Source organism: Rhodanobacter sp. OR92, assembly GCF_000427545.1.
Lineage (GTDB): Bacteria > Pseudomonadota > Gammaproteobacteria > Xanthomonadales > Rhodanobacteraceae > Rhodanobacter > Rhodanobacter denitrificans.
The window spans coordinates 131,315-144,841 of record NZ_ATYF01000001.1; the positions used below are offsets into that span (position 1 = coordinate 131,315).

Annotated in this window: 13 protein-coding genes; 8 read left to right on the forward strand and 5 right to left on the reverse strand. The window is 71.6% G+C overall.

Annotation, left to right across the window (positions count from 1 at the left end):
- The first annotated feature begins 11 nt into the window (after window positions 1–11).
- The 7 genes from RHOOR92_RS0100655 (at window position 12) to RHOOR92_RS0100685 (ending at window position 7,873) form a co-directional block, all read left to right on the forward strand.
- Window positions 12–743, forward strand: a complete 732-nt coding sequence (locus RHOOR92_RS0100655) for an ABC transporter ATP-binding protein (protein ID WP_037114624.1) — start codon at window positions 12–14, stop codon at window positions 741–743.
- Window positions 740–3,106, forward strand: a complete 2,367-nt coding sequence (locus RHOOR92_RS0100660; RefSeq protein ID WP_027489302.1) for an FtsX-like permease family protein — start codon at window positions 740–742, stop codon at window positions 3,104–3,106. Before RHOOR92_RS0100655 ends, RHOOR92_RS0100660 begins: the two co-directional genes overlap by 4 nt.
- Before the next feature lie 10 nt (window positions 3,107–3,116).
- Window positions 3,117–4,316 (forward strand): efflux RND transporter periplasmic adaptor subunit, encoded by a 1,200-nt coding sequence (locus RHOOR92_RS0100665; RefSeq protein ID WP_027489303.1) that lies wholly within the window; start codon window positions 3,117–3,119, stop codon window positions 4,314–4,316.
- Window positions 4,317–4,434: 118 nt separating this feature from the next.
- Window positions 4,435–4,839 (forward strand): DoxX family protein, encoded by a 405-nt coding sequence (locus RHOOR92_RS0100670; protein ID WP_007511037.1) that lies wholly within the window; start codon window positions 4,435–4,437, stop codon window positions 4,837–4,839.
- Window positions 4,840–4,982: 143 nt separating this feature from the next.
- Window positions 4,983–5,969 (forward strand): multidrug resistance efflux transporter family protein, encoded by a 987-nt coding sequence (locus RHOOR92_RS0100675; RefSeq protein ID WP_027484288.1) that lies wholly within the window; start codon window positions 4,983–4,985, stop codon window positions 5,967–5,969.
- A gap of 79 nt (window positions 5,970–6,048) precedes the next feature.
- Complete coding sequence (locus RHOOR92_RS0100680; protein ID WP_027484289.1) at window positions 6,049–6,534, forward strand: hypothetical protein; 486 nt, start codon at window positions 6,049–6,051, stop codon at window positions 6,532–6,534.
- A 91-nt stretch (window positions 6,535–6,625) separates the two neighbouring features.
- Complete coding sequence (locus RHOOR92_RS0100685; protein ID WP_027489304.1) at window positions 6,626–7,873, forward strand: MFS transporter; 1,248 nt, start codon at window positions 6,626–6,628, stop codon at window positions 7,871–7,873.
- Between the two features lie 79 nt (window positions 7,874–7,952).
- Here the strand turns inward: RHOOR92_RS0100685 and RHOOR92_RS0100690 are convergent, their stop codons facing one another.
- Window positions 7,953–9,239: an ectonucleotide pyrophosphatase/phosphodiesterase gene (locus tag RHOOR92_RS0100690; protein ID WP_027489305.1), complete on the reverse strand. Its 1,287-nt coding sequence runs from the start codon at window positions 9,237–9,239 to the stop codon at window positions 7,953–7,955.
- Between the two features lie 49 nt (window positions 9,240–9,288).
- Here RHOOR92_RS0100690 and RHOOR92_RS0100695 point away from each other — a divergent pair, with 49 nt between their 5' ends.
- On the forward strand, window positions 9,289–9,705 hold the full coding sequence (locus RHOOR92_RS0100695; protein WP_027489306.1) for a hypothetical protein: 417 nt from the start codon (window positions 9,289–9,291) through the stop codon (window positions 9,703–9,705).
- Window positions 9,706–9,731: 26 nt separating this feature from the next.
- Here RHOOR92_RS0100695 and RHOOR92_RS0100700 read toward each other — a convergent pair whose 3' ends face one another.
- From RHOOR92_RS0100700 to RHOOR92_RS0100715, 4 genes are all read right to left on the reverse strand, one after another.
- Window positions 9,732–10,244: a methylated-DNA--[protein]-cysteine S-methyltransferase gene (locus RHOOR92_RS0100700; protein WP_027489307.1), complete on the reverse strand. Its 513-nt coding sequence runs from the start codon at window positions 10,242–10,244 to the stop codon at window positions 9,732–9,734.
- The gene (locus RHOOR92_RS0100705) at window positions 10,241–11,746 is read right to left on the reverse strand and encodes a DNA-3-methyladenine glycosylase 2 (RefSeq protein WP_027489308.1); all 1,506 of its coding nucleotides are present in this window, start codon (window positions 11,744–11,746) and stop codon (window positions 10,241–10,243) included. Before RHOOR92_RS0100705 ends, RHOOR92_RS0100700 begins: the two co-directional genes overlap by 4 nt.
- 193 nt (window positions 11,747–11,939) lie before the next feature.
- A complete protein-coding gene (locus tag RHOOR92_RS0100710; protein ID WP_231378272.1) occupies window positions 11,940–12,554 on the reverse strand; it encodes a hypothetical protein in 615 nt (204 codons plus the stop codon).
- A gap of 115 nt (window positions 12,555–12,669) precedes the next feature.
- Window positions 12,670–13,461, reverse strand: a complete 792-nt coding sequence (locus RHOOR92_RS0100715) for a nuclear transport factor 2 family protein (protein WP_231378273.1) — start codon at window positions 13,459–13,461, stop codon at window positions 12,670–12,672.
- Window positions 13,462–13,527: the final 66 nt, after the last annotated feature.

Genomic DNA, 13,527 nt, shown 5'->3' on the forward strand with positions numbered 1-13,527 from the left:
GGAGTGCATGCATGGCTGTGGTCGCGCCGTTGCCGGTCGGGGAGGCGGTGTTCCGTGCCAGCGGCCTGACCAAGACCTATCGCATGGGCGAGGTCGAGGTGCATGCCCTGCGCGGGATCGACCTGGACCTGTTCCGCGGCGAGTTCGTGGTGCTGCTGGGGCCCTCGGGCAGCGGCAAGTCGACCCTGCTGAACATCCTGGGCGGGCTCGACGCGCCCACCGCTGGCGAGGTCTGGTACGAGGGGCATCACCTTACCGGCGCCACGGAGCGCGAGCTCACCCGCTTTCGCCGCGAACACGTCGGCTTCGTGTTCCAGTTCTACAACCTGATTCCCAGCCTCACCGCACGCGAGAACGTGGCGATCGTCACCGAGATCGCCGAGCAGCCGATGACGCCGGAGGAGGCGCTGGCGCGGGTGGACCTGGCCGACCGCATGGACCACTTCCCGGCGCAGCTGTCCGGTGGCCAGCAGCAGCGGGTGGCGATCGCCCGCGCGATCGCCAAGCGGCCGGCGGTGCTGCTGTGCGACGAGCCCACCGGCGCGCTCGATTCGGCCACCGGCGTGCGGGTGCTGGAGGCGCTGGAACGGGTCAATGCGGAACTCGGCACCACGACGGTGGTGATCACCCACAACGCGGACATCGCGCGCATGGCGCATCGCGTGCTGTACCTGGGCGACGGCCGTGTCGTGCGCGAGGAGCGCCCGGCGCAGCGCACGCCGGCGAAGGAGCTGCGCTGGTGAGCGCGCTGACGCGCAAGGCATGGCGCGACCTGTGGCACCTGCGCGGGCAGGCGCTGGCGATCGCGCTGGTGATCGCCAGCGGCGTCGCCACGCTGGTGATGTCGCAGTCCACCTACGAATCGCTCACCGCGACGCGCGAGCAGTTCTACCGGCAAGGCGCGCTGGCCGACCTGTGGGCGCCGCTGGCGCGTGCGCCGGACACCCTGCTGGCACACCTGGCGGCGCTGCCCGGCGTGCAGACCGTGCAGGCGCGGCTGCTGGCACTGGGCACGCTGGGTGTGCCCGGTTTCGACGAGCCGGTGCGCGCCGAGGTGGTGTCGTTGCCGCTGCAGGGTGGCCAGCCGCTGCTCAACCGGGTGCAGCTGCGCAGCGGCCGCCTGCCGGCTCCGGAGCTCGACAACGAGGTGGTGGTGGGCGAGGCGTTCGCCGCGGCGCACGCCTTGCGTGTCGGCGACCGCCTGCGGCTGACCCTGCGCGGTCGCCAGCGCTGGCTGCGCGTGGTCGGTGTGGGCACCTCGCCGGAGTACGTCTACCAGAGTCCGCCGGGTGCGGTCTTTCCCGACTTCAAGCGCTATGCCGTGCTGTGGATGAACCGCCACGCGATGGAAAGGGCGCTGGACATGGATGGCGCGTTCAACAACGTGGTGCTGCGCCTGCTGCCGGCGGCACGGCCCGCCGCGGTGATCGTCGGGCTGGACGCCGCGCTGGCGCGCTACGGCGGCGTCGGCGCCTACGGCCGCCACGAACAGACCTCGGCGCGCTACCTGGAAGAGGAAATGCGCCAGCTGCGGACCATGGCGCGGCTGTTCCCGGCGATCTTCCTGGGCGTGGCCGCGTTCCTGCTGCACGTGGTGCTGATGCGCCTGATCGGCACCCAGCGCGAGCAGATCGGCGTGCTCAAGGCGTTCGGCTACGGGCATCGCGCGCTGGCGGCGCACTACCTGGGCATGGCCGCGGTGATCGCGCTGCTGGGCGCGGGCCTGGGCATCGCGCTGGGCGCCGCCCTGGGCAGCTGGCTGGCGCACGTCTACCAGGGCATCTACCGGTTTCCGTTCCTCGCCTATCGGCTCAGCGCCGGGGCGATCGCCACCGGTGCCGCGGTCAGCCTGGCCGCCGCCGCGGCCGGTGCGCTGATGGCGCTGCGTGCGGCTGCCAGCCTGCCGCCGGCCGAGGCGATGCGCGCCCCGGCGCCGCCGCGCTTCGGCCCCACGCTGGTCGAGCGGCTGGGCCTGCAGCGCTGGTTGTCGCAGCCGGCGCGGATGATCCTGCGCGACCTGGAGCGCCGCCCCGGCCGCGCCGCGTTCACCGTGCTCGGGCTGGCGCTGGCCTGTGCGGTGATCATGGTCGGCCGCTTCCAGGGCGATGCGGTCGGCTACATGGTCGACACCCAGCTCAGCCTCGCGCAGCACCATGACCTGGCGGTGACCTTCATCGAAGCGGCGCCGCGGCGGGTGCTGTTCGAGCTGGCCGCGCTGCCCGGCGTGCGCGAGGCCGAGCCGATCCGGACGGCGCCGGTGCGGCTGGTCCATGGCCTGCGCAGCTATCGCACGGTGATCGAGGGGCTGCCGCCGGCGGCGCGCCTGCGCCGGCCGCTGGATGCCCGGCTGGGCGCGGTGACGCCGCCGGCCGATGGCGTGCTGCTGACCGACTACCTGCAGCGCATGCTGGCGCTTGAGCCTGGCGACACGATCGAGGTGCAGGCCCTGCAGGGGCACCGCCACGTGCGCGAGGTGCGCGTGGCCGGCTTCGTGCACGAGACGATCGGGGCGCAGGGCTACATGGATCTGGACGCACTGAACCGGCTGCTCGGCGACGGCGACGTGGTTTCCGGCGTGCTGCTCGGCGTGCTGCCCGGTGCCGAAGCGGACGTCTACACGCGACTGGATCGCCGCCCGTGGGTGGCCGGCATCAGCTCGCGGCTGGCGTCGGTGCGCAGCTTCTACGCCACCATGGGCGAGAGCCTGCTGGTGTTCACCTGGGTGGCCGCCCTGCTCGGCGGGGTGATCAATTTCGGACTGGTCTACAACGCGGCGCGGATCAGCCTGTCCGAACGCGGCCGCGAACTGGCCAGCCTGCGCGTGCTGGGCATGACCGAGGGCGAGGTGAGCGCGCTGCTGCTGGGGCAGCTCGGCCTGCTGGTGGCGATCTCGCTGCCGTTCGGCTTCGCCGCGGGCTGGGGCCTGTGCTGGGTGATGGTGCAGGGCTTCCAGTCCGAGCTGTTCCGCATCCCGATCCGGCTGACCACCGCCACCTACGCGTTCGCCGGGCTGATGGTGCTCGGCGCCAGCGTGGTCTCCGCGCTGCTGGTGCACCGGCGCATCGCGCGGCTGGACCTGATCGCCGTATTGAAGACCCGCGAGTGAGGACTGCCTGATGAGTGTGAAGCACCGCCGCTGGATCGTTGCCGCCGTCGCGGTCGCCGCCGTCGTTGCCGCGGCGTGGTGGGCACTGCAGTCCGCGCCGCGGCCACTCGACGTGGTGGCGGTCACGCGCGGCCCGCTGGTGCAGCGGTTCGAGGAAGAGGGCCGCACGCAGTTGCCGCGGCGCTGGGTGCTGACGGCGCCGATCGCCGGCACGCTGCGGCGGATCGACCTGCTGCAAGGCGACGCGGTGAAGGCCGGGCAGCTGGTGGCGGTGATCGAGCCGCTGCAGGGTGCCCTGCTGGACCCGGCCAACCGCACCCGCCTGCTGGCCGAGGAGCAGGCCGCGCAGGCCTCGATGCAGGCCGCGCAGCAACGGTTGGCGGCCGCCCAGGCCGATGCCGACCTGGCCGCGCGCGACGCTGGCCGCATGCGCGCGCTCGGCGCGTCCGGCGTGGTGAGCGTGGCCGCGCTCGACGAAGTCGAGGCACGGCTGGCCCGCGCGCGCGCGGCGGCCGCGGCGGCGCAGGCCGAGCGCCGCGCCGCCGAGCAGCAGCGCGCGGCACTGGCGGCGCTGCTGCTCGGCCAGGGCCGCAGCGGCGGGCAGGTGGTCGAGCTGCGGGCGCCGATCGACGGCGTGGTCCTGCATCGTTTCCAGGAAAGCGCGGCGCCGGTGCAGGCCGGGCAGTCGCTGCTGGAACTGGGCGACCTGCGCCAGCTCGAGGTGATGGTGCAGGCGCTGTCGCAGCAGGCGATCGCGCTGCGGCCGGGTTCGCCGGCGCGGATCCTGCGCTGGGGCGGCGAAGGCGCGCTGCCGGCGCGGGTGACGCGGATCGAGCCGGGCGGTTTCACCAAGGTCTCGGCGCTGGGTGTGGAGGAACAACGCACCCTGGTGTGGCTGGACATCACCGCGCCGCGCGCGCAGTGGGAGCCGCTGGGCGACGGCTACCGGGTCGAGGTGGAGTTCGAGGTGGGGCGTCGCCCCGACGTGCTGCAGGTGCCGTCCAGCGCGCTGTTCCGCGACGGCCGGCGCTGGGCGGTGTACCGCGTGGCCGGCGGCCGCGCGCGGCTGACGGCGGTCACCCCGGGGATGCAGGGCGATGGCGCGACGGAGATCGTGGCGGGTCTGCGCCAGGGCGAACGGGTGGTCGCCTATCCGGACGACCGCATCGCCGACGGCTTGCGCGTGCGCCCGCTGGCCGCCTCGCCGTGAAGGCGCGGGCGCCGTTCGCGGGGAGCGGCCCGTGCGGCGGTCGGGCAATCGGTTTAGCCTGTGTGCGCGTTGCGTGCCGTCGACGACGGTTTTCCGAAAACCACCGGGGGAGAGTCCCATGCAAAGTTCTGCGGATCTGGGCAAGTTGGTGCTTCGTGTCGTGTTGGGTGGGTTGATCCTGTTCCATGGCGTGTCCAAGCTGATCCACGGGCCGGGCTACATCATCGGCGTGGTCACCGGCGCCGGCCTGCCGTCGATGCTGGCCTACGGCGTGTATGTCGGCGAGGTGCTGGCGCCGCTGCTGCTGCTGGCCGGGTGGTGGAGCCGGGTCGGCGGGCTGATCATCGTGATCAACATGCTGGTGGCGATCGGGCTGGTGCACATGGGCCAGCTCGCCACGCTGGCCGACACCGGCGGCTGGGCGCTGGAACTGCAGGGCATGTTCCTCGGCACCGCATTGGCGATCATGCTGCTCGGCGCCGGCCGCTACAGCCTCGGCGGCAGCAACGGCCGCTGGAACTGAGCGGCCTTTCGTCCGCCATCGGTTGACCGGAACGCCCGCCTGTAACGGCGGGCGTTTCGCATGCACTCCACCGTTGCCGTGCCCGGGTGCTTCGCAGGCGCGGCGCGATTTGCCACACTCGACGTTTGGCCCGATGGCACCGCATGCGTACGAATGCCCTTGCCGCGGTGGGACTGGCGCTGTGCTCGGCGCTGTTCTTCACGCTCACCTACGTGCTCAACCGCAGCCTGGTCGCTGGCGGCGGGCATTGGGCGTGGGCGGTGATCCTGCGCTACCTGATCACGTTGCCGCTGCTGGCCGTGGTGCTGCCGCTGCAAGGCGGGCTGGGCGAATTGCCGCGCGAACTGCGCCGGCATGCGCGGCCGTGGCTGCTGTGGAGCAGCGTGGGCTTCGTGCTGTTCGGCGTGCCGCTGACCTGGGCGGCCAGCAGCGGGCCGTCGTGGCTGGTCGCCGGCAGTTTCCAGACCACCGTGCTGGCCGGGCCGCTGCTGGCGCCGCTGATCTATCGCGACGAACGGCGCCGGCTGGCGTGGCACACGCTGGCGCTCGGCGCGCTGATCGTGGCCGGCGTGTTCGCGCTGCAATGGGGCCATGCGCAGGGGCAATTGCACGCCGGCGACTGGCTGGCGATCGGCGCGGTGGTGCTGTCCGCCTTTGCCTATCCGCTGGGCAACCGCCAGCTGCTGCTGCACCTGGAGCATTGCGACAGCCGGCTCAACGCGGTGCAGCGGGTGGTCGGCATGACGCTGTGCAGCTGGCCGCTGTGGCTGGCGTTCGCGCTGGTCGCGTGGTTCGCGGTCGGCCCGCCGACGCTGCGCGAGGCGCTGCTGGCCGGCGGCGTGGCACTGTCGTCGGGCACCATCGCCACCATCCTGTTCTTCCGCGCCACCGACATGGTGCGCCGCGAGCCGACCGCGCTGGCCGCGGTGGAGGCGATGCAGGCGGCCGAGCTGCTGTTCGCCACGCTGCTCGGCGTGCTGTTCCTCGGCGAGGCGTGGCCGCACGGCTACGCCGCGTTCGGCGCGCTGGCGATCATCGTCGGCATCGCGCTGTTCGGCTGGGTCAGCGGGCGCGGTGCGGCCGGGCATGACGAGGAAGTGCGCGCGTTGCGCGGCGACCGCAGTGCCTGAAGGACATGACTGCCGGCACGTGCAGGCATCGTGGCGACGGCGTATCCCGGAACGTTCCGGACCGCCTGCAGAGAAACCCATGCCGACAGACATCCGTCCTTCGCCAAGGCTTGCCGTCCTTTACGGCGGTTTCGTCGCCGGCTCGCTCGACATTCTTGCCGCGGCGCTGATCAACCGGGTCGATCCGCCCATCATCCTGCGCGCGATCGCCAGCGGCCTGCTCGGTCGCGCCGCGTTCCAGGGCGGCTTGCCGGTCGCGGCGCTGGGCTTGCTGCTGCAGTGGGCGATGTCGCTGCTGATTGCGGCGATCTTCGTGTTCGCCGCCGGGCGGATGGCCTGGCTGGGCCGGCGCTGGATCGCGGCCGGCCTGCTTTATGGTGTGGTGGTGTTCGTGGTGATGGAGTACGTGGTGGTGCCGCTGTCCGCGGCGGCGAAGCCGCATTTCAGCGCACTCTCCCTCGTCGAGAACCTGCTGGCGATGCTGCTGTTCGGCCTGATTGTGGCGTTCTTCGCCCGCGGCATCCGGCCCCGCTCGCCCCCGGATCAAGTCCGGGGCAGGCTCTGAGCGGCGCCGGTCACGGATGGCGGGCATTTCGGCGCGAGCTACACTCGCCGCGGACGGGAGCGCCTCTGCTCCCCCGGATTGATGCGAGCCGATGACCGATTCTGCAGACGGGCTTGTCCACCACGGCACGCCCGCGTTCCGGCGCACCAACCTCGCGCTGTTCGCCGCCGGCTTCGCCACCTTCGGGCTGCTGTACTGCGTGCAGCCGCTGATGCCGGAGTTCAGTCGCCACTACGCGGTGAGCGAGGCGGCGGCGGCCTTGTCGTTGTCGCTGACCACCGGCGTGCTCGCGTTCGCGATGCTGTTCGCCGGCGGCGTCTCCGACGCGTGGGGGCGCAAGCCGGTGATGGTGGCCTCGCTGCTGGCTTCGGCGCTGCTGGTGCTGGTGACCGCGGCGATGCCGGACTGGACCGCGCTGCTGGTGGTGCGCACGCTGCTCGGGCTGACCCTGAGCGGGCTGCCGGCAGTGGCGATGACCTATCTCGGCGAGGAGATGGACGCCGACTCGATCGGCCTGGGCATGGGCCTATACATCAGTGGCAGCGCGGTCGGCGGCATGGGCGGGCGGCTGATTTCCGGCGTGCTGGCGGACTTCTTCGGCTGGCGCATCGGCGTGGCGGTGGTCGGCGTGATCGGCGTGCTGGCCGGGCTGGTATTCTGGCGCGCGCTGCCGCCGTCGCGGCATTTCATGGCGCAGCCGCTGCGCTGGCGCACGCTGGCGGGGCGCTTCGCCGGCATGTTCCGCGACCGCGGCCTGCCGTGGCTGTTCGTCGAGGGCTTCCTGCTGCTCGGCGCGTTCGTCACCGTCTACAACTACCTCGGCTACCGGCTGATGGCGCCGCCGTACAAGCTGAGCCAGGCGGTGGTCGGGTCGATCTTCGCCATCTACCTGATCGGCACGTTCAGCTCCGCGTGGATGGGCCACCTGGCCGGCAAGCGCGGCCGGCGCAAGGTGTTGTGGACGGCGTTCGCGCTGATGCTGGCCGGCGTGGCGTTGAGCATGGCGCGGCCGCTGCCGCTGGTCATGCTCGGCATCGTGGCGATCACGTTCGGCTTCTTCGGCGGCCACTCCATCGTCAGCAGCTGGGTCGGCCGCCGCGCCGGTGCGGCGAAGGCGCAGGCCGCGTCGGTGTATCTGTTCTGCTACTACATGGGTTCGAGCATCGCCGGCGCCAGCGGCGGGCTGTTCTACGCGTCGTTCGGCTGGAGCGGGGTGGCGCTGTTCGTCGGCCTGCTGGTGCTGGCCGGCCTCGCGATCGCGCTGGCGCTGTTCCGCCTGCCGCCGCTGGCCGACGTGGCCACGCCGCCCACGCCGATGAGCAAGGGCGCGATGGGGTAAGCGCGCCCCTGTGCGCGAATGCTGCTGGCTTTGATCAAGCCCCCGAGCCATCGCGCACAGGGTGCGTTCCTGCAGGGATTTATTGCGCGGCGGGCTTCAGCATGCCCTTCACCGCGTCGTAGTCGCCGTCGTTCGCGGCGGCGGGCAGGCCGAGCAGGTGGGTCATCAGCGGGTAGACGTCCACGTTCGGGAACGCCGGCAGCTGCGCGCCGACGCGGAACGCGGGGCCGTGCGCCACGAACAGCGCCTGCATCAGCGGCTCGGCATTGTCGTAGCCGTGCTCGCCCAGGCTCAGCCGGCCCTTGCGTTTCGCCGCGTGCTCGCTGGTGGTGATGCGCCAGTGCACGTTCGCCAGGCACAGCAGCTGCGGCACGCGCGGGTTGCTGCCGTAGGCCAGCCGCGCCGGCACGCGGGTCTTGTCCCAGCACTGCATGTGCGGCTGTGGCTGCTCCAGGGTCCGTTCGATCTGCGCGAAATCGGCGCGCGCCGCGGCGCTGTCCGACGCCGGGTTGAAACCGGCCAGGATGCCCAGGCTGACCGTGTGCACCCGGTCGAGCGGGACCAGCTGGTCGATCAGCACGCTGTTCGCCTCCGGCACGCCGGCCATGCCGTGGTCGGACAGCACGATCAGGTTGATCCGGTCGAACAGGCCGCGCTGTTGCAGTCCCGCGACCAGCCGCGCCAGCGCGGTGTCGGTCTCGCGCAGCGCCGCGTTCACCTGCGCCGTGTCCGGTCCGTAGAGATGGCCGGCGTGATCGACCGCGTCGAAGTACAGGGTGAGGAAGCCGGGGCGCTCGGCGGCCGGAAGGTCCAGCCAGGCCAGCACCTGGTCCACCCGCTGGTCGGGTGTGACGTTGCCGTCGAACGGCTTCCAGTAATCCGGCCGATGGCCGTGGATGTCCGCCTCCGAGCCGGGCCAGAACATGATGCCGGTGCGCAGACCGTGCTGGTCCGCGGTCTCCCAGATCGGCGTGCCACCGGCCCACCAGCGGCCGTCGCTGATTGCGTGGCGGCTGCTCAGCGAGAACTTGCCCAGCTGCGGGTCGAACATCGTGTTGTTGACCACGCCGTGATGGTCCGGGGTGAGGCCGGTGATCAGGGTGTAGTGGTTCGGGAACGTCAGCGACGGAAACGCCGGCTGCATCGAGGTGGCCTGCACGCCGCCTTGCGCCAGCATCGCCAGGGTCGGGCTGAGCCCGCGCTGCAGGTAGTCGGGGCGGTAGCCATCGATCGAGATCAGCAGCAGCGGGACGGGTTGGCCGGTCGGCGTCGCGGCGGCAGTGGCGGGCAGGGCCGGGCGCTGCGTGGCGCAGCCGAAGCTGAATGCTGCCAGCGAACACAGCAGCAGGCGAAACAGGATTTTCATGCAGGGGACCTTACGATGGATTCAAGCCATCGCATGATCGCGCACCGCCATGACCATTACACGTATCGTTGGACATTTCCCGCTGCGGCGCACGTTGCTCGTCGGCGCGCTGGCGCTGGCCCCGTTCGGCGCCGCCTGCGCCTGGCAGCAGTCCGGCGCGCAGCCAGTGATCCGTCCGGTGCCGCCGAGCGTGCGCTTCCAGCAGGACGCCCAACAGCAGCAGGTACGCGACGAGTTGCAGAAGAGCCAGCTGCAGCAGCAGCTCCGCCAGAGCGTGTCGGACAACGCGAAGCTTCCGGCGGCGAAGGATGCACGCGCCCAGCGGCAGCTCGACCAGGCCGAGCAGGCGCAACGCGATCGCGACCGTGCCCGGGAACAGGATCTGCTCGACCGCGCGCGTGATGCGAGCGAGCTGCCGCGGGTGCTGCCGCAGCCGTTGCCGGCATCCGGACGCAGCGGCGGCTGAGCGGGCGCTCCCACGGGGCTTCAGTTTCAGCCGAACAGGTCGCCGTGCGCGGTGCGCTGTTCCAGATCCAGCAGGTAGCGTTTCGTCGGCAGGCCGCCGCCGAAGCCGGTGAGGCTGCCGTCCGCGCCGATCACCCGGTGGCACGGCAGCACGATCGGCAGCGGGTTGCGCCCGTTCGCGGCGCCGACCGCGCGCACCGCCAGCGGCTTGTCGATGCGCCGGGCCAGTTCGCCGTAGCTGATCGTGACGCCGTACGGAATCCGCCCCAGCTCATGCCACACCTCCAACTGGAACGGCGTGCCGACGGGGTGCAGCGGCAGCTCGAAGTGCTGGCGCTCGCCGGCGAAGTATTCCTCCAGCTGCACGCGCGCGAACTTCAGCGGCGTGGCCTCGCGGACCCAGCCCGGGTGCGCCTTCTTCGGATGGCGTTCGCGCTCGAACCAGACCTCGCGCAGGCCGCGGCCGTCCGCGACCAGGCGCAGCGTGCCGACCGGGCTGTCCATCTCGTCGTAGTAAACGGTGTCGGGTTCGTTCGTCATGCGGTCGCCTCCGGTTTTTTCCGGCGTGCCGGCGACGGTGCTTCCGATGCGCCGCGCCACAAGTGGATGACGGCGTACGCGCGCCACGGCCGCCACGCGTCCGCGCGTTCGGTGAGTGCCTTCGTACTCAGCGGCGCGGCATCCGGCGCCGCCTCGCGGCGCAGGATCAGGTCCGCCGCCGGGAACGCGTCCGGGTCGCTCAGCGCGCGCATCGCGATGTAATGCGCGGTCCATGCGCCGATGCCGGGCAGCGCGACCCAGCGCGCCACGAACGCATCCAGCGATTGCTCCGCGCGGAAATCCACGCGGCCGTCCAGCAGCGCCTGCGCCATACCGCTGATCGTCGCGGCGCGCGTCGTGGTCAGGCCGATCTCGCGCAGGTCTGCCTGCGCGAGATCGGCCGGCGTCGGGAACAACCGTTCCAGCCCCGGCAGCGGCGCCGCCGGCAGCGGTTCGCCCCAGCGCTGCACGACGCGCGTCGCCAGCGTGCGCGCCGCGGCCACGCTGATCTGCTGGCCGAGGATCGCGCGCACCGCGATCTCGAAACCGTCCCAGCCGCCGGGCAGGCGCAGGCCAGGGTGGCGCGTCACCAGCGGGCCGAGCACGGCGTCGCGGCGGAACGTGTCCGCGATCGCCTGCGGGTTCGCGTCCAGGTCGAACATCCGCCGCAGCGTCGTCACCACGCCGAGCAGCTGCGTCGGTTGCGGGCAGTGCAGCTGCAGTTGCAGCGCATGCTCGCCGCCCGGCCACGCGCTCAGGCGCAGCCAGCCCGGTGCGTCCGCCGGGCCGAACACGCGCGCATAACTGTGTTCGTCGACCTGTTCCACGCCTGGCAGCGCGCGCGTGCGCAGGAACGCGAGCAGCGCGTCGAACGCATACGGCGGCCGGTAGCCGAGCCGCAGCAGCAGCGCCGCGCCGACTGCCGCGCGCGGGTGCCGGCGCAGTTCGCGCGGCGCGATGCGGTTCGCCTGCGCAAACGCCGCGTTGAACCGGCGCAGGCTGCGGAAGCCGGAGGCGAGCGCGACTTCCGTCACCGGCAGCGCGGTCTCGGTCAGCAGCTGTTTCGCGAACAGCAGTCGGCGCGTCGTGTGCACGCTGACCGGCGGCGCGCCGATGCGCTCGACGAACAGCCGGCGCAACTGCCGCGCGCCGATGCCGACGCGCGCCGCCAGTGCGTCCAGCGATTGCTCCGCCAGCGCGCCGGCCTCGATCAGCTTCAGCGCGCGCGCCACCACATGATCGCCGCGCTGCCACTGCTCGTTGCCCGGCGCCAGTTCCGGCCGGCAGCGCAGGCACGGCCGGAAGCCGGCCGCTTCCGCGGCGGCCGCGTTCGCGTAGTAGCGCACGTTCTCGCGCTTCGGCGCCGGCGCCGGACATACCGGTCGGCAGTAGATGCCGGTGCTGGCGACGGCGGTGAAGAACAGGCCGTCGAAGCGCGCGTCGCGGCTCAGTCGGGCCTGTTCGCAGACATGCGTGGCGGGCAGGGTGGGCAGTTCGTTCATGGCGGCAGGCTAACACCGCCGCCGTGGCCGCACTCGCCGTTTTCGGACATCAATGGCGCAGGCTGGCTATCGTGGTCCGCGGCGCGGGCAGCGGCATGCAAACGGGCCGGTCGGGACGGTACGCTCGACCGGCCTGGACATCAGTTCGCGTGATCGATCCACGCAAGCGGTGCATGTGTTTCGTTGCGGCATTTCACTTGATCGGCGCCATCAGGTGCTCGTACGGCGTGTCGGCCCACATCACGTACGGTGCCGCCGTATCCGGATCGGCGCTTTTCGGATAGTTCGCATAGAACGCCGGATCCGCGCCGACGATCATCACGTGCGGTCCGGTCTTGATCCAGTGATTGCTGCTGTCCGGTTTCTGCGCGTACGGGTCCGTATTGCTCGCGTCCGTGCCGCCGGCCAGCATGTACATCAAGCCGAGCTTGCCGGTCGGCGGCGTCTTCTTCGCCATGTACGCGTTGATCCATTCCAGCGCGTTCTGGTCCATGCACATCGGGTCCGGCCCCGGCGTGGACGGGTTGTCCGGCATGCAGGTGAACCCGTTCGTGCCCTTGCGCAACGTGCGCATCGTGCCATCCGCACCCATTGCCATGATCGTCGCGTCCTTCGCGACGCGTGCCGGCGCCGCGTGCATCGCGCTCGCGATCATTTGCGCATCGCTCATGGCCGGGTGTTCCGCGGCCCTCACGCCGCCTCCGACGGCGAACAGGGCAGCGGCGACGATGGCTCCGTTTTTCCAGCTCGGTTTTTTCAGGCCTGCGGTACGCATGACAACCTCCTCACAGTGACTTGTGACGGTCACGCCGGGGTTCCCGGCAGGAAGTCTGTGCCGGCGCCATGGCGCGGTCAATCGGCGCGCTGGCCGGGCCGGGCAGCGGTCCAGGACCGCCCGGGGCGTGCGTACCGGCCGGCACGGATCAGCGCGTGCCTGCGGCGGCCGGGCAATCGGGCCGGCGGCCGGCATGGAACGCGGCGACATCCGCGTCGCTCGCCGGCCGGCCGGCGTCGCCGCCGTCGAATACGACGCGCCAGGCGCCATCGCCGGCGCGGCGCCACACCGTCGCGAAGCGGCCGGCCACGTAACGCGGCGTCGCGCCCGGCGCCGGATTCTCGAACAGGTAAGCACCGCTGGAATACGCCAGCGTGCCGTCGCCCGAGGTCACGACCTGCTGCGGGTACCAGTCCACCCGCTGCGTCTTGCCCGCGATGAACGCGGCCCAGTGCTGCCGCACCGCGGCCAGCCCGCGCGTCGGCTGCGGCGTGTTCGCGTCGAAGATCGCGTCCGCCATGACGTGCTCGGCGAACGCCGCTGCGTCGTGTCGCTGCACGCTCTGCGCAAACGACAGCTCGCGCTGCCAGACCTGGCATGCGGGCGTACCCGCCGCCGGCGGCGCGGCAGCGAACGCGGCTGGCGCGCAGGCGATCCATAACGGCAACAGCAACAACCCGGCTCGGCGTGGCATCGGTGTTCTCCTCGTTCGTGGCGCGGTGCGGCAGCTTCCCGCGACAGCCGACGACGTGCCAGTGCCGCCTCGACGTCGGCCGAGCCTGCCCGACAGCACGCCGTCGCGGCGCTTCAGGCCGTGGTACAGCGCCGCCGCCATGTGCGCCAGGAACGTCAGGAACAGCAGCATCGCGAACCAAGTGTGCAGGTGGCGCAGCACGGCGAACGCGCCCGGGCTGGCCGGAAAGATCGGCGGCAGCCGCAACGACGTGCCCAGCAGCAGCGACAGGCGATCGAGCGCTCACGGAATCAGGCGTGAGCCCACCACCTC